The organism is Hymenobacter sp. 102 (genome assembly GCF_049949205.1).
In the GTDB taxonomy this organism is placed as follows: Bacteria; Bacteroidota; Bacteroidia; order Cytophagales; family Hymenobacteraceae; genus Hymenobacter.
Window position 1 is genome coordinate 1,049,618 of sequence record NZ_CP188172.1, and the last position, 15,120, is coordinate 1,064,737.

Annotated in this window: 12 protein-coding genes; 4 read left to right on the plus strand and 8 right to left on the minus strand. The window is 61.8% G+C overall.

The genetic code is table 11. The features are described 5' to 3' along the window. The first annotated feature begins 54 nt into the window (after positions 1 to 54). Both ACN19L_RS04615 and ACN19L_RS04620 read left to right on the plus strand, forming a co-directional pair. The gene (locus tag ACN19L_RS04615) at positions 55 to 1,515 is read left to right on the plus strand and encodes a toxin-antitoxin system YwqK family antitoxin (RefSeq protein WP_426492365.1); all 1,461 of its coding nucleotides are present in this window, start codon (positions 55 to 57) and stop codon (positions 1,513 to 1,515) included. Between the two features lie 96 nt (positions 1,516 to 1,611). After that, positions 1,612 to 3,267 (plus strand): T9SS type A sorting domain-containing protein, encoded by a 1,656-nt coding sequence (locus tag ACN19L_RS04620; RefSeq protein ID WP_426492366.1) that lies wholly within the window; start codon positions 1,612 to 1,614, stop codon positions 3,265 to 3,267. Positions 3,268 to 3,330: 63 nt separating this feature from the next. Here ACN19L_RS04620 and ACN19L_RS04625 read toward each other — a convergent pair whose 3' ends face one another. The 6 genes from ACN19L_RS04625 to ACN19L_RS04650 all read right to left on the minus strand — a co-directional run bounded on the left by ACN19L_RS04625 (position 3,331) and on the right by ACN19L_RS04650 (position 10,099). Further along, on the minus strand, positions 3,331 to 4,629 hold the full coding sequence (locus ACN19L_RS04625; RefSeq protein ID WP_426492367.1) for a sensor histidine kinase: 1,299 nt from the start codon (positions 4,627 to 4,629) through the stop codon (positions 3,331 to 3,333). A gap of 150 nt (positions 4,630 to 4,779) precedes the next feature. Further along, the gene (locus tag ACN19L_RS04630) at positions 4,780 to 6,162 is read right to left on the minus strand and encodes a sigma-54-dependent transcriptional regulator (protein WP_426492368.1); all 1,383 of its coding nucleotides are present in this window, start codon (positions 6,160 to 6,162) and stop codon (positions 4,780 to 4,782) included. 80 nt (positions 6,163 to 6,242) lie between these two features. Then, entirely contained in the window at positions 6,243 to 7,424 is a 1,182-nt protein-coding gene (locus ACN19L_RS04635) for an ABC transporter permease (protein ID WP_426492369.1), read from the minus strand. A gap of 31 nt (positions 7,425 to 7,455) precedes the next feature. Further along, complete coding sequence (locus ACN19L_RS04640; RefSeq protein ID WP_426492370.1) at positions 7,456 to 8,709, minus strand: ABC transporter permease; 1,254 nt, start codon at positions 8,707 to 8,709, stop codon at positions 7,456 to 7,458. Beyond that, positions 8,699 to 9,286: an RNA polymerase sigma factor gene (locus ACN19L_RS04645; protein WP_426492371.1), complete on the minus strand. Its 588-nt coding sequence runs from the start codon at positions 9,284 to 9,286 to the stop codon at positions 8,699 to 8,701. Before ACN19L_RS04645 ends, ACN19L_RS04640 begins: the two co-directional genes overlap by 11 nt. A 66-nt stretch (positions 9,287 to 9,352) precedes the next feature. Continuing rightward, positions 9,353 to 10,099 carry an ABC transporter ATP-binding protein gene (locus ACN19L_RS04650; protein WP_426492372.1) on the minus strand — a complete coding sequence of 249 codons (747 nt, stop codon included), beginning with the start codon at positions 10,097 to 10,099 and terminating at the stop codon, positions 9,353 to 9,355. Between the two features lie 326 nt (positions 10,100 to 10,425). Between ACN19L_RS04650 and ACN19L_RS04655 the strand changes: the two genes are divergently transcribed. Continuing rightward, positions 10,426 to 11,370 carry a helix-turn-helix domain-containing protein gene (locus ACN19L_RS04655; protein ID WP_426492373.1) on the plus strand — a complete coding sequence of 315 codons (945 nt, stop codon included), beginning with the start codon at positions 10,426 to 10,428 and terminating at the stop codon, positions 11,368 to 11,370. Between the two features lie 93 nt (positions 11,371 to 11,463). Further along, a complete protein-coding gene (locus ACN19L_RS04660) occupies positions 11,464 to 12,216 on the plus strand; it encodes an SDR family NAD(P)-dependent oxidoreductase (protein WP_426492374.1) in 753 nt (250 codons plus the stop codon). Between the two features lie 123 nt (positions 12,217 to 12,339). Here ACN19L_RS04660 and ACN19L_RS04665 read toward each other — a convergent pair whose 3' ends face one another. Together ACN19L_RS04665 and ACN19L_RS04670 are read right to left on the minus strand one after the other, a co-directional pair. Continuing rightward, positions 12,340 to 13,785 (minus strand): TolC family protein, encoded by a 1,446-nt coding sequence (locus ACN19L_RS04665; RefSeq protein WP_426492375.1) that lies wholly within the window; start codon positions 13,783 to 13,785, stop codon positions 12,340 to 12,342. Between the two features lie 5 nt (positions 13,786 to 13,790). Further along, a complete protein-coding gene (locus tag ACN19L_RS04670) occupies positions 13,791 to 15,038 on the minus strand; it encodes an efflux RND transporter periplasmic adaptor subunit (RefSeq protein ID WP_426492376.1) in 1,248 nt (415 codons plus the stop codon). Between the last annotated feature and the right edge of the window lie 82 nt (positions 15,039 to 15,120).

Sequence of the window (15,120 nt, forward strand, 5' to 3'; positions counted from 1 at the left end):
CCCGGACTGCCCGACCGGAAATACTACTTGCTGAATTAGCCCGTTCTTGCACCTATGAAACGATTGACATTGGCCTTGCTGCTGCTCTCGGCGGCCACGGCCCAGGCCCAGAAACTGCGCCGCTTCACCACGTACTACGACTCCACCAACGCGCAGCGGCGCGAAATCTACTCGGCGCTGGTGGGGGCTGATACGGTGATGCAGGGCACCTACAAGCGGTTTTACCGCTCGGGCAAGCTGGAGTCGCAAACCAGCTTCCGGGACGGGAAGCGCGACTCGGCGTACGTGGAGTTCCACCCCAACGGCGGGCACCGGCTGGAGGTAACCTACCAGGACGGCGTGCGGCAGGGTCCGTTCAAAACCTTCTACGACAACGGCAAGCTGGCCCAGGAAGGCTCCTACGACAACGACCAGCCCACCGGTACGCTGCGCTATTACCACCCCAACGGCGAAATCAAGCTGGAAACCACGCTCAGCAACGGGCAACCGGCCGGCGTCATCCGGGGGCTGTATCCTTCGGGCAAGCCCCGCGCGGAAATCACCTACCAAAACGGGAAGGCCACCGGGCCGGTGAAAACCTACTTCGAGAACGGCCAGCTGCAGAGTGAAGGCACCTTCAACCGGGGGTTGCTGGCCGGGCCTTACAAAACGTACTACGACAACGGCCAGCTGGAAACCGATGTGCAGGCCGATAAGAGCGGCAAAGGCAGCTACCGCAGCTACTACCGCTCGGGCAAGCTGCGCACCGAAGGCACTTACGCGCCGGCTACTTTGGTGGGCCGGGCCGTGAAGAACCCGCTGGCCGACGACCTCACCAAGCAGGCCAAAAGCCTGGCCGGCGGCACCAGCAACCTCGATGGCCCGGCCAAATCCTACTACGAAAGCGGGGCGGTGAAAAGTACCCAGGTGTACCGGCAAGGCGTGCTGGTAGGTACCCAGCAGGATTATTACGAGTCGGGCAAATCGGAGCAGAAGATTGAGTACGCCAACCAGGGCCGGGACCGAAAAATTACCCAGTACCACGAGGATGGCACCGCCAAAGCCGAGCAGCAATACAAAAACGGCGTGCCCGCGGGCCAATGGCGCACCTTCCACCCGGGCGGCAAGCAGGTAGCCTCCCAGGAAACCTACGTCAATGGCAAGCTGGCGGGTGAAAGCCTCACCTACTTCCCTACCGGTACTGTGCAGAGCAAACGGCTGTATGAGGCCGGTAAACTGACCGGTCTGGGCCAGGAGTTTTACCCCTCGGGCAAGCTCAACAAGGAAACCACCTACGTGAAGGGCCTGAGAACTGGTACTTACCGGGAGCTACGCGAAGACGGCACGCTGGCCGTCAGCGGCTTTTTCCGCAACGGCAAGGAATCGGGCGTATGGAGCACTTTCGGGCCCGATGGCAAGGCGGTACTGGAAAAGAAAACCTACCGCAACGGTCAGATTGTCAAAGACGGAGCCGCGCCCACCAGCCGACCAGCCCCGGCCAAGCCAACCGGCAGACCGCCGGTAAAGCGGAAGTAGCACGATTTTAGCGAAACTGAAGCCGGTAGCAATTCATTTGGTACCGGCTTCGTGTTTCCCGAGCCTGTTCCCGTGTCGTCATCTTACTTATTCCATATGCGTGCACCCCTACTTTTCGCCTGCTTTTTGTTGTTTACGCCGGGCCTGAGCCGTACCGGCAGTGCCCAGGTACCCGCCTTTTCCTGGGTGGCTTCCGGGCAACAGCCTGATACGTTTGAGGCCCAGAGTCAAGCGGGCCAGGCAGTGACCGACGCGGCGGGCAACACCTTTATTACCGGCAGTTTCCGCGGCTCCCTCACCTTGGGCACCACCACTCTCACCGCAGCCGGCGACTATGACGTATTTGTGGCTAAGCTACTGCCCAATGGCGCCTATGCCTGGGCAGTGCAGGCCGGCGGCCGGGGTACCGATACGGGCACCGGCATTTCGCTGGATGCCAACGGGCGGCTGCATGTGGTGGGGCGATTTGAAAGCTATATTGCCGCATTTGGCACTCAGCAGGTCCAGAACATCAGCTACGGCCCCAGCCTGTTTCTGGCTACCCTCACGGCCGATGGCAAGTTCGGGCGAGTAAAAACCGCCGGTGGCCCCGATGACAGCTACGTGTACCCACAGGCGGTGGCGGTGGATGCCGCCGGCAACGCCTACGTTACGGGCGGCATGCGGGGCTACGGCATAGCGTTTGGCTTGCACTCGGTAAGCACCCGGGGCGGGTACAATGCGTTTGTAGCTAAGCTGGATACCGCCGGCGAGTGGCAGTGGGCCCGCGTGGTGGACAATTCCCGGGCCTACGATTTTGGCAACGCCATTGCCACCGATGCCACCGGCAACGTGTACGTAGCCGGCACCTTCACCGGCGAGGGCCCTCATTTCGACCAACTTACCTTACCGGGCAGCAATAGCAACCAGCTGTTTGTCGCCCGGCTAGATGGGCAGTATGGCCGGTGGCAGTGGGCCGTACGGGGCGGCACGGGCGTTTCAAACGGGCAGGGGCTGGCGGTAGATGCCGCTGGCAACTGCTACCTTACGGGCAGCATCAGCGGGCAGCAGGCTTCCGTTGGTTCCTTCAATTTACCCGGAGCTACTAGCGGTACCGATGTTCTGCTAGCCAAACTTTCCGGGCAGGGGGCGTGGCAGTGGGCCAAGCGCGTGGGCGGTTCCGGCAATGAGTATGGCTTGAGCCTGGCCCTGACCAGGGCTGGCAGCCTCACCCTGGCCGGCAACTTCGCCAGCCCAGAGCTACAATTTGGCACTTTGCCCATCCTCAGTTCCCGGGGTAAAACTGATTTTTTCGTGGCGGAGCTGGATAAAACCGGCACCTGGCGGTGGGCCGCCAGCGGCGGCGGAGCCGGTGATGAATACGCCTGGAGTCTCACTGCTACGCCCAGCGGTGATGTACAGTTGCTTGGTACCTATCAGGGCCCCAGCTACTCGCTTGGTGCTACCGAGCTGCCGGCCGGGGGCAGGTACTACGAGTATTTTGCCGCCCGCTTCTTTCTGGCTACCCTCCACGACCTCACTCAAAACTCGGCGGGCACCTTTACCATCTGGCCCAACCCCAGCCAGGGCACCGTATGGGCCACTGGCCTCCCCGCCAATGCCCCGGTGCAGGTGTTTGATGCGCTGGGCCGCCTGGTAGTGCCCAACGCCCGCCCTGCGTACGAGGCAACGGGGCTCCGGCTCCCTACCCTGCCGGCGGGCGTGTACTTTGTGCGCTGCGGTAAGGAAACGCGGCGGCTGCAACTGCTGTAAGCCAATTCACTCAAGCTGAAAAAGGCCCGACTGCGTACTGCAGTCGGGCCTTTTTTGGTGGCTTTATAGCCAAATGGTGAAGGCCGTGCGGCCGGTTGACTGGGTTGCCAGCTCAAACCGAAAATTGTGCTGCAGCAGAATGTCGCGGATGAGGGTGAGGCCGATACCCTGGCCGTCGCGCTTGGTACTGAAGAAGGGTGTGAAGAGCCGCTGCTGTGTTTCGGGAGCAATGCCGGGCCCGTCGTTTTCGATGCAGATTTGTGGCGGGTGGAGGCTGGTACGCACCCAGATGTTCCCCTCTTCCCCAATGGCTTCCTGGGCATTTTTGCAGATGTTCAGCAGCGCCTGCTCCAATTGTAGCGGGTCGAGGGACGCCACCAGTGGCTCGGGGGCCAGGTGCCAGTGCCAGCGGATGCGGCGGCGCTCCGCCTGCACGTGCAGCAGCCGCTCGGTGGCGCTCAGCAGCTCGTGCACGTTGGCCGGCTGGGGCTGCGGGGGCGGCAGGCGCACCAGGTTGGCAAAACCGGCCGTGAAGTTGGCCAGGTGGGTGTTGCGGGTAATAGCCACGTCCAGCGCCTCCCGAAAATCAGGCTGGTCGTCGGGGGCCAGTTGGGGGGCGTAGTACTGAAAGCTCTGCAGCAACGAGTTGATGGCTCCGATGGAGTTGTTTACCTCGTGCGACATCATCCGGATCAGCTTTTCGTAGGCCTTCTTCTCCTGCTGAATCAACTCCTGGGTCAGCTCTTCCAGCACAATAAATCGCCGTTGAAAGCCCCGGTCAATGAACCGGGAGCTACTGGCCCGGTAGGTTTGCAGGCCGGAGAGCTGCACCACGCGCGGTTCTTCATCGGTCAGCGCCGCCAGGGCCGGGCCCCAATGACCGGGCAGTTGGGTGGGCAATTGGCCCAGCAGCTCCTGCGCCGGCTGGGCCAGTATGCGCTCGGCAGCCGGGTTTACGCCTTCAATGCAACCATCAAACGACAACAGTAATACCCCGGCCGGCGAGGCCCGAATCAGACTCTCGAGCAGGTAGCTTTTTTCGTGTTGGGTGATGCGCTCCTTGCGCAGCTCCTCAATCATGTGGTTGTACACGCCAATGAGCTGGTCCATCTCGCGCTGGCCCACGGGTATAAATTTCATGGAGAAATCCCGGGCCCGGATGGCCGCGGTACCGGCCGCAATGAGTTGAAAGGGCCGCACGAAGCCCCGGTACAGCTGCACCGTGAGCCAGATACTGCCCAACAGCAGCACTTCCAGCCCCACAAACAGCGGCGCATTCGTGCGCATCACCTGCCCGGCCAGCACGATAAGCACGGCATGGATGATGACAACGAACAGCAGAAACTTGACGCGCAGGGTCATGAACTCTGGAAAGTTAGGAGCGGAATTGGTCCGGTCCGGCGGCTTCCAGCCGCCGGACCGGTTGAAGTGAGCTGATGTTGTTATGGCTTTGTGTGGGTGTCAGCCCACGCCCCGGCTCGACGGGCTGCGCCCGCCGGACCGGGGCGTGGGCTACTCCGCGTCAAAGGGAATGGCGTATTTCTCCAGCCGGCGGTACAAAGCCCCCCGGCTCAGACCCAGGGCTTTGGCTACGCGGCTGATGTTGCCGTGATAATGCTCCAGGGTACGGCGGATCATCTGGGCTTCCAGTTCATCCAGCGTCATGGTGCCGGGCTCGGGCAGCTCGCCGGCTTCGGTGGGGCGCACGGGCAGGCGCTGAGACTGGGCCTGGAAGTCATCGGGACCCAGCTCATCCTTACCCGACACCAGCACGGCCCGCTCCACCAGGTTTTTCAGCTCCCGGATGTTGCCGGGCAAAGGCTGCTCCTGCAGCCAGTGCATGGCCCGGGTATTCACCTTCAGGGCGGGGCGGTTGTAGGTGGCGCGCAGGCCATCCACGAAATGCTGCACCAGCAGCGGAATATCCTGGGGCCGCTCCCGCAGGGCGGGCAGGCGCACGGTTATCAGGTTGATGCGGTAGAATAAATCTTCCCGGAAACGGCCCTGCTGCACCATGTCGGCCAGGTTGCGGTTGGTGGCGCAAATGACGCGGATATCCAGGCGGCGCGGCTTACTATCGCCCAGCACCTCGTAGGTACGGTCCTGCAGCACCCGCAGCAGCTTCACCTGGGAGGCCAGGTCCAGCTCCCCGATTTCATCCAGGAAAATGGTACCGCCATTGGCCAACTCAAAGCGGCCCACCCGGTCGGTTTTGGCATCGGTGAAAGCCCCACGACGGTGCCCAAACATCTCACTCTCGAACAAGGACGCCGAAATACCGCCCAGATTCACTTTCACGAAAGGCTGGCGGCGACGCTGGCTGTTCTGGTGCACCGCTTCGGCAATCAGCTCCTTGCCCGTCCCCGATTCGCCCTCGATGAGCACTGAGGCGTCGGTGGCGGCTACCTGGCCCACGTTGCGCAGCACCTGCAGCAGGCGGGCATCCTGGCCCACAATGTTGCGCAGCTCGTACTGCTTGTCCAATTGCCGGCGCGAAAGGGCAGCGGGGTCGTTGTCGGCCTCGGGCTCGTGCAGGGCCAGGATGGTGCGGATAGTTTGCAGCAGGGAATCGTTCTGCCAGGGCTTGGTGATGAACTCGGCGGCCCCGGCCTTCATCCCTTCCACGGCCAGGGCAATGCTACCCCAGCCGGTAATCAGAATAACCGGCACGGCGGGGGCCAGGCGCTTCACCTGGGCCAGCAGCTGCAAGCCGTCGTGGCCGCTGGTGTCCAGGGAGAAGTTCATGTCCATCAGCACCAGGCGCGGGGGCGCGTCCTCCACCAGGCGCAAAGCTTCGGCAGGCGTAGCTACGGTTTTGGCCGCGTAGCCGGCCTGCTTCAGCAGCAGCCCCAATGAGGTGCGGACTGCTATATCGTCGTCAATAATCAGAATCATAGCTCAGGGTAGGCGAAGGACGGAATTTGCCGGCACATATCAGCTGGCCGGCCCAGCCGTTCATGCGTAGGTGACAACCGTTACTCTTCCCGCAGCGCCACGGCCGGGTGAATGCCCGCTGCCTGCCGGCTGGGCTGAAAGGCACACACGGCCGTAATCAGGTAGATAAGCACGGCGGCGGCTCCCATACCGAGCACATAGGTGACGGAGGGCACGCCCAGCACCCCCAGCAACGGAAACTGCATGGCTACCAGGCTGCCCAGCACCACGCCCAGGGTAGTCAGCAACAGCATTTCGGTGAGAAACTGCCAGCTGATAGCCGAGCCGGTGGCACCCATGGCCCGGCGCAGGCCAATTTCGGCGCGGCGCTGGCTGATGTTCACCCACAGCACCCCAAACAGGCCCAGGGCCACATTCAGAATCAGAAACACTCCCACCAATGATAACCCCACGATGGGCACGAGCACCGTTTTGAGCTTGCGGATGCGCTTTTCGGGCAGGGGCTGAATGTCGGTTTTCCAGCCGCCCGTGATGGTGGCAATTTCGCGACTTACGCGCTCCTGCAGGGTGGCATCGGAGCCGGGCTGCACGCGCACCACCAGCACCGGCAGGCCAAAGTTCACGGAGTCCAGATCGGTGGTGCGCATGAACATGCCGGGCGAGCCATCGGCGTAGTCGTTGGCCGGGCGGTAGGTGGTCGTCACGCCAATGATGCGGAGCTTCTCGTTGTCGCGCACCATCACCTCGCCCACCGCTTTCCCGTTCGGGAATACCGCGTCGCGGAAGTCTTTGGTCACAATGATGGGCTTGGCCGAGCCCACGGCGTCGTCGCGGCGGTCAAACCAGCGGCCCTCCAGCATCTTCAGCCCCAGCACATTCGCCGCGTGGTCGTCCACCTCGTAGATTTCGGTGAGCGGCGTGTCTTTGCCGTTATGCGGGAAAATGGTGTTCATGTTGCTGAACGAGAAAGGCGTATTGCTGCTGTGCCGGGCCACGTCTACCACGCCCGGCAGGGTACGCAGGCGCTGAATTACCTGCAGCAGCGCCGTGTGCTGCTGCTCGCGGGCCTGCCCGGCGGGGTTCAGGGTCATTTCCCAGCCGTTTTCGTACTCGAAGCCCCGGGGCAGGCGGTAATTTACCTGGTTGTAGATGAGCATGCTGCCAATGACGAACAGCACGATAAAGGCGAAGAATATTTCGGTGAGCAGCAGGAAATTGGCCCGCTTCCGGTTCCAGATCAGGGTAAGCAAATGGCGTAACATGGCGCGAGAGGTCTTGAGGAAGGATGAGGGGTTACTTGCTGCTGTTGGCGCTGCGCAGAGCCTGCACGGCCTGCATCCGCGACATTTTGTAGGCCGGGTACACTCCCGACAGCAGCCCAAAGGCCAGGCTGATGAACAGGCCCCACCCGAAAATCCGCCAGTTCAGGCCGTACTGGGCGTAAGGCACCAGGGAGCTGTTACTCAACGCCTGCAGGCTAACCCAAGCCAGCGCCAGCCCCAGCACCGCCCCCAGCAGCGTGAGGAAAATATTCTCGACCAGAAACTGCCGCACCAGGGCCCCGCTGGTGGCCCCAAAGGCCTTGCGCACGCCAATTTCGGAGCTGCGCTCCATAATGCGGCTGATGTTCACGTTTACCAGATTCAGGGCCGGGAGCAGCATAAACAGCAGCGTGAGCAAGGAAACGGCGCTGTAGAACATGGTCAGGCCCTTGGTATTCTCGTAAGTGCCGGTGAGGGGGCGCACAATGGAGGCCAGCATCCGGTCGGCGTGGAAGTTGATCTGCTCGATGTTCTTGGGGTCGGGGTTGGGAATGGCGCGCACCATGCGGTCAAACTCGGCCTCCATATTGGCTACCTCGGCGGGGCTTTTGGCCAGCAGCAGCGCCACGTGGTTGCCCGTAAACTCGGTGCGCTGCATATCCTCGGTGCTCAGCGTAATGGGCACCCACACATCGGCGTAGGTATTGATGCGCATGCCCGGTACATCGGCCACCACACCCGTTACGCGGTAGCGCGTCTGGTCCAGCTCAATGGTTTTGCCTACTACTCCCCTGCTCTGCCCGAAGTACTGGCGGGCCGTGGCCTCGTTGATGACGGCCACGTGGGCCGCTGAGCGCACATCCGGCTCGGCGTAGGGCTTGCCTTCCAGAAAATCAAACTCCAGCAGCTGCCAGAAGGGAGCATCAGTGTACTTCAAATCAAGCTTGAGCTTTTTGCCGCTGATGTAGGCCGAAGCCGGCGCAAACTGGGAGCTAATCGAAATCAGCTCGGGCTCCTTGAGCGTGCGCACGTAGCGGTTGAGCACGTAATAGCTGGGCGGGGAGTTCTGGTTGCCCCCATTTTTGAACCGCATGTTCAGGAAGTTGGCGTAGAGCATGCGGTTGTTGCGGGTTTCGGGATAATGAGGCCCCAGGAAATGGTCGAACAAGGAATACACCACCAGCAGTACCATCAGCGTGAAGCTGATGCCGAACAAGCTGATGAAGGTGAAGAACTTACGGCGCAGCAGCACCTTCCAGGCAATTTTGAGGTAGCTAAGCAACATGAGCGTAGGAGTAGGAAGTGGGAAGAGAAGAATGCAGCGCCGTTACCTGCCGCTGCAGCAGGGCCCGGGCCTTGCTCAGCTGCGACTTGCTGGTGCCCTCCGAAATGCCCAGCAATGCGGCCACTTCGGGGTGGGTGTAGCCCTCCAGGGCGCAGAGGTTGAACACGGTGCGGTAGCCGGCGGGCAGCTCCTGTACCAGCCGGAGCAGGTCGGCGGCCTGCAGCTCCACGTCCGCCGAGGGTTGCTCGGTGGCCAGGTGGGCGGTGTAGCACTGCTCCAGGCTTAGCGTGAGGCTTTCGCGGCGGCGCAGGTGGCTCAGACACTCATGCACCATGATCCGGCGCACCCATCCGGCCAGGCTGCCGGTGCCCGCAAACTGCCCCAGCCCCCGGAACACCTTTACAAAGCCACGGGCCAGCACGTCTTCGGCATCAAACTCGTGGCGCAAATACCGCAGGCACAAGGCCAGCATGCGGGGCGCGAACCGCTGGTACAATTGCTCCTGGGCAGCGGCATTCCCCTGGCGGCAGGCGGCTACCAAATCAGCGTCGGAAAGTGGAAAGGCAAGCGTTTTCATAGCAGAAGGAGAATCCTGAACAGACTGGCAACTCGAAACTGGCAACTGGCAACTGGTAGCTTAAGCCTAGCTGACCTGGCTGCCGTCGAAGAAGCGGATGAGGCGCTGCGTTTTGTGGGCCTGTTGCTCATCGTGGGTTACCATCACAATGGTGGTGCCCTCCTGGCGGTTGAGGTTAAGCAGCAGCTCCATAATCTCCTCCCCCATCACCGAGTCGAGGTTGCCGGTGGGTTCGTCGGCAAGGATAATTTCGGGGCGGCCGGCCAGGGCCCGGGCAATGGCCACGCGCTGCCGCTGCCCGCCCGAGAGCTGGCTGGGGAAGTGGTTGGTGCGGGTGCTCAGGCCCACTTTATCGAGGGCGGCGTAGGCCCGCTCCCGCCGCTCCTTACCACCCACGCCGGGCCGGTACAGCAGGGGCAGCTCCACGTTATCCAGCACCGAAAGGTCGTTGATGAGGTGGTAGCTCTGGAAGACAAACCCGATTTTGTGGTTGCGCAGCCCTGCCAGCTCCTTATCCGAGTACGACTGCACCGCGCGGCCATCCAGCTCAATTACCCCAGCAGTGGGCTCATCCAGCAGCCCCATAATGCTGAGCAACGTGGATTTTCCGCAGCCCGAAGGCCCCATAATCGACACAAACTCTCCTTTGTGGATGGTCAGGTTGACACGGTTGAGGGCTACCGTTTCAATAGTCTTGGTCTGGTAGATTTTCTCAATGTCGCGCAGCTGAATAACAGGTTGGGGGGCGGCAGAGCTTCCCGCTTCGGCGGTTATCTGGGGCCGGGCGGTGGTTTGAGCGAGGATGTTTTCCATGAGAGCTACAGAATAAGGGTAAGCAGGATGACGCAGGAGTGTCCGGTTTCAAGCAGTCCGGTGCTGGATTCCTGGTAGTATAGCCAAGTGCCGTGCCACATCCACAACGCATTCATTTACAACTAAATACAGTAAAAATAGGTACTATAGCCGCTGTTAAAGTTGTCCGGAAACGGACAGTGTGTTCGAAAATAAAAAGCCAACTGTTCGGATTAGCGGGTAGGTGGCCGCACAAGCAGTGGTGGTGTAGCTGCAAGCGCTCCAGTCAACCTTTCCAGGGGCTGTTGAGTTACTCAGGCTTTGAATTCTACAAGAACCCTGCTGCTATGACGACCACTGCGCTGAACGAACTCTACCAGGAACTAGCCCCTTGTACTGACCTCAACTTAAGCACTTTACTGCCCGGCGGTATTCAGCGCGAGGTTGGCCACTTCAACACGTTTGACATAGCTGACCTCTGGGAGCCCACTCAGCCGCAGTCCGCCACGCCCTACACCTGCCGGTCTTTTTATAAAATAAGCCTCTTGCGTAGCCGCAGCCGCGCCTATTTCGCCAACCAATCCCTTGACATTGCCCCCGATGCCCTGGTGTTTTCGACGCCGAAAGTACCATTTCAGTGGCAGCCGACCGAGCCTCAACAAGGGCAGTTCTGCCTCTTCACGGCTGAGTTCGTGCTACCGGTTCTCGGCGGCGCCACTCCCGACGAGTTGCCCTTATTCCGCGCCGATGGGTACCCCGTGTTTCAGCTGACACCAGCCGAGGCAACCCGGGCAACGGCTATTTTTGCGCAAATGCGCACCGAGCTGGCCTCCGACTACGCCTATAAGTACGACTTGCTACGGGCCTACGTACTGGAGCTGCTGCACCTGGGCCAGAAGCGGCAGCCCGCTACCACGCTCCATCCCTCTTACTCAGCAGCGGCCCGGCTCTCGTCGCGGTTTGTGGAGTTGCTGGAACGGCAGTTCCCCCTCACTACCTCCCAGCAGCGGGTGCCGCTACGCACGGCCAAGGATTTTGCCGCTCATTTAGCCGTGCACGTTAATCACCTCAACAAAGTGCTCAAAGACAGTACCGGCCGTACCACCACCGACCTGATTGGGGGGCGGCTGGCGCAGGAAGCCAAAGTACTGCTACGCCAGACCGACTGGACGCTCTGGGAAATTGCCGATAGCCTGGGCTTTGTGGATGTAGCGCACTTTTCCCATTTTTTCCGGCGCTACGCCGCTATTAGCCCCGGCGCATTCCGGATGCTGGCAGCAACCCCGATTTGATTTCTACAACAAGCTGATTGGCGCGTACAACACGCCTGCAAGTGGGGCCCGTGACCTTTGTTGTGTTCAGTAAACACCACAAACACACTTCCCATGAGTACTTCCAAAATAGCCTTGCTCACCGGCGGCAGCCGGGGCCTGGGCAAAGACATGGCGCTGAAACTGGCTCAGCAGGGTATTGATGTTATACTTACGTACCGCAGCCAGCAAGCTGAAGCCGCAGCCGTAGTGGCCGAAATTACCGCCCTTGAGCGCCGCGCCGTGGCCCTGCCCCTAAACACCGCCGACGTGCGCACCTTCGCGGAATTCTTCGGGCAGGTTAGCACGGTGCTGGCTGCTACCTTCAATACCGACCAGTTCGACTTCCTGATCAACAATGCCGGCACCAGCCTCACTGCCCCTATTGCCGAGAACACCGAGGCGCAGTTTGACGAGATGCTGAATATTCATTTTAAAGGCGTGTACTTCCTCACGCAAAAGGCGTTACCCCTGCTGCGCAACGGGGGCCGGATTATCAATATTTCCTCCGGCACCACGCGGGTTGCTTTTGCCGGTAGCTCAGCCTACGCCAGTATGAAGGGAGCCGTGGAAGTATTCACGCGCTACCTGGCCCTGGAGCTAGGCAGCCGAGGCATTGCAGCCAATGTAGTAGCACCGGGGGCAGTATTTGGTGGCGGCGCCATGCTGGATACGCCCGAAATCCGCGCCTACGTAGCCCAGATTACGGCCCTGGGCCGCGTAGCCGAGCCCGATGATATTGGGGGCCTTGTTGCCTTCCTCTGCACGGATGCCGCCCGGTGGCTCAATGGCCAGCGCCTCGAGGCCACGGGCGGAATGATGCTGTAGCAGGATGCGCGGCCAGCGGATACGCAGTAACCACGGCACCGAAAAGGCCGCCCTTACCGGATATGGCGGTAAGGGCGGCCTTTTCGGTGCCGGGTCGGAAGTCCGCCAGGTAACCCGGCGGGCCTACTGCGCAGCCAAGGGCATTTGCCGCTCAAAATCGTAGAGAGTAAGGGCCCGGAGGCGGTAGTGGGCCACCCAGGCGGCCCGCAGGGCCTGGATGTAGGCGCGGCGGGCCTGGTCCTTTTCGGCCAGGGCAATGGTGAGGTCGGTGAGGCTGATGCGGCCCACTTTGTAGGTGGCCTGGGCAATGGCGTAGCGCTGCTGGGCCAGGGAGTCGGCGCGGGCGGATAGGTCCAGCTGCTCGCTGAGCGTGGCCAGCTGGGTGGCCTGCACCTGCACATTCAGCTCGAAGCTGGTTTCTTCCTGGGCCACGTCCGTCTGCACCTGGCGGCGGGTCAGCTCGGCAGTTTTCACAATGGATTTCTGCCGGCCCCAGTCGAGAAGGGGCATGGCAAACGTGAGCTGCACCTGCTGCTGGTTCTGCAGGGCCTGGTAGGTAGCCCAAAGGTTGCCGGCCTGGTTTACGTAGCCCAGGTTGGCCGACAGCACGGCCTGCAGCCCGGTGGTACCGCGGGCCAGGGCCACTTCCCGCTCGGCCTGCAACAGCCGCCGCCGGAAGGCCAGCACCACGCTCCGGTTCTGGCGGGCCTGCACCACGGCCTGCTCGGCGGGTACCACCAGCTGGGGCGTGGGAGCCGGCACGGCCAGGCGCAGAGCTTCGGCCCGCAGCCCGGTATAGCTCTGGAGGCTCACGGCGGCGTTCTGGGCGTCCAGCTGGCCCTGGGCCCGGGCCTGGCGGGCATTCAGCAGGTTGAGCTCCAGCCGTAGCAGGTCGCTCTGGGAGAGGCGGCCGAGCTGGTACCGCTCCTTACCAATGCGCAGCAGCTCCTCATTGGCCTGCACGTTCTGGCCGGCCACTTCGGCGTTTACCTGCTGCTGCAGTACATCAAAATACAGCTCCGTGATGCGCTGGGCAATGGTTTCGCGCTCCTCCGTGTACTGGCGCTGGCTTTCCTCGTAGCGCAGGGGCTCAATCTTTCGGTCCCATTTCAGGCTGTTGAACTTGCCAATGGGCTGGGTGAGGCCAATGGATACGGGCTGGTTGTTGTAGCGCTTCAACCGGCCGTTGAAATCATCGAAGCGCTGCACCTCCGAGGCCACGAACAGCTGCCCGCCCGTGAGGCCGATGTTCTGGCTGACGGTGAGGGCCAGGTTGGAGTTGTTGATGCGCACGGCCCGGAAGTCGGTGGTGCCATCGGGCTGCACCACGGGCGTGATGACGCGGCTGAACCCCGGCACCGTGCCCTGCAGCCCCAGCTGGGGCCGGTAGTTGGCCTGGTAGGTGCGCCACTGCCAGTAGCTTTTATCGCGGGTGGTTTGGGTTTGCTTGGCCGCCGCCGACTGCGTGAGGGCCAAGTCAATCACCTGGTGTAAGGATAGCGGCGCCGGCTGTTGTTGGGCCGCCACGGGGCCAACCATCAGCAACAGAAAAGGTAGAATGCGTTTCATGGCCGTTAGTCGTTGAGGATGAGTTCGGGCGTATCCACGTGGTCTTTCATATCCGACACCACAATTTCCTCCCCCGCTCCCAGGCCGCCGGTTACCTGCACGAAATCAAAGTTGCTGTCCCCGAACTGCACGGTGCGGCGCACGGCCTTCCCGTCCTTCACCACAAACACCGGCTGCTCCTTGCCACCCTGGTAGAAGGGGCCGTTTTTCACGCGCACCACGTTGCGGTGGGCTTTCGTCACTACAAACACATCGGCCCGCAGGTTGGCGCGCAGGGCTGGGTGGTGGTCCTGCTGCAGGGTAGCGTAAAAGGTTACCACGCCCTTCTCCACGGCCGGACTGATGGTACTGATGGTACCGCGCAAATCGGTGCCGTTGATGCGGATAACTACCGGGTCCTGCAGGTGCAGGGCGTCGGCGTAAGCATCGGAAATGGTGGCCCGCACCCGGAAGCGGCTCAGGTCGGCTACGCGGGCCAGCGGGTCGCCGGCCTGCACGGTAGTACCCAGGTCCTCGTTCACCCAGGTAAGCACGCCGGCTTGCTGGCTGCTGATGTTAGCCTGCTGCAGCTTGCCGGCCAGCTCCCGGATGCTGCGGTCCTGAATCTGCATGGTGAAGCCCAGCTCCCGCACGTCGGCGGCGTTGGCAGCCCGCTGGTTCCGGATTTGCTCGCCCAGCCGTTGCAGTTCCAGTTGGGCCACCCGCAGGTTCAGCTCGGCCTGGCGCACACTCTCGGCCGTGCCGCCCCCAATCTTCAGCAGGTACTGCTCGTCGCGCAGGGCCGACTGCAGGCTCCGCACTTTCACCTGCTGCACCTGCTCCTGGGAGCGGAGGTCGTTGAGGGCTTTTTCGAGGCTGAGCTGCAGCTGGCCGTTTTTGTTGCGGTTCTGCTGCTGCTCGTCCTGCAGCTTGGCCAGGGCCGTATTGGTTAGCTCCCGGTCCAGCTCCAGAATCGTCTGGCCCGGCTGCACCTTGCTGCCCACGGGCACGGCCACCCGCCGGATGGTGCTCGGGATGGGGCTGGTAATGACGGCTTCGTGGGCCGGAATAATTACGCCGGCCGCCGTGAGGGACGCTTCTACGTCGCCGGTTTCGGTGCGGGCCGTCAGGATGCTGCTCCGGTCGAGGCTGGGCTTCAGCACATTGCGAAACGCCAGGAGGCCGGCCGCCAGCACCAGCAGTATGCCCGCACCCAGCAACCAACGGCGGCGCTGGCGGCGGGTTTGGGTGGCGGTGGATATTGCTCTGTCCATTTTCGTACAGGTTGGAAAGGGTTTCCCTACCTGTCAGCCAATGGACATGCCATTTTTATAAAGTTTTGAATATCTGTTTATT

Bases quoted from the DNA above. Each gene is read 5' to 3' on its own strand.
- ACN19L_RS04665 (WP_426492375.1), bottom strand. From the start codon at position 13,785: ATGAAACGCATTCTACCTTTTCTGTTGCTGATGGTTGGCCCCGTGGCG.
- ACN19L_RS04655 (WP_426492373.1), top strand. From the start codon at position 10,426: ATGACGACCACTGCGCTGAACGAACTCTACCAGGAACTAGCCCCTTGT.
- ACN19L_RS04670 (WP_426492376.1), bottom strand. From the start codon at position 15,038: ATGGACAGAGCAATATCCACCGCCACCCAAACCCGCCGCCAGCGCCGC.
- ACN19L_RS04640 (WP_426492370.1), bottom strand. From the start codon at position 8,709: ATGTTGCTTAGCTACCTCAAAATTGCCTGGAAGGTGCTGCTGCGCCGT.
- ACN19L_RS04625 (WP_426492367.1), bottom strand. From the start codon at position 4,629: ATGACCCTGCGCGTCAAGTTTCTGCTGTTCGTTGTCATCATCCATGCC.
- ACN19L_RS04620 (WP_426492366.1), top strand. From the start codon at position 1,612: ATGCGTGCACCCCTACTTTTCGCCTGCTTTTTGTTGTTTACGCCGGGC.
- ACN19L_RS04635 (WP_426492369.1), bottom strand. From the start codon at position 7,424: ATGTTACGCCATTTGCTTACCCTGATCTGGAACCGGAAGCGGGCCAAT.
- ACN19L_RS04615 (WP_426492365.1), top strand. From the start codon at position 55: ATGAAACGATTGACATTGGCCTTGCTGCTGCTCTCGGCGGCCACGGCC.
- ACN19L_RS04660 (WP_426492374.1), top strand. From the start codon at position 11,464: ATGAGTACTTCCAAAATAGCCTTGCTCACCGGCGGCAGCCGGGGCCTG.
- ACN19L_RS04645 (WP_426492371.1), bottom strand. From the start codon at position 9,286: ATGAAAACGCTTGCCTTTCCACTTTCCGACGCTGATTTGGTAGCCGCC.
- ACN19L_RS04630 (WP_426492368.1), bottom strand. From the start codon at position 6,162: ATGATTCTGATTATTGACGACGATATAGCAGTCCGCACCTCATTGGGG.
- ACN19L_RS04650 (WP_426492372.1), bottom strand. From the start codon at position 10,099: ATGGAAAACATCCTCGCTCAAACCACCGCCCGGCCCCAGATAACCGCC.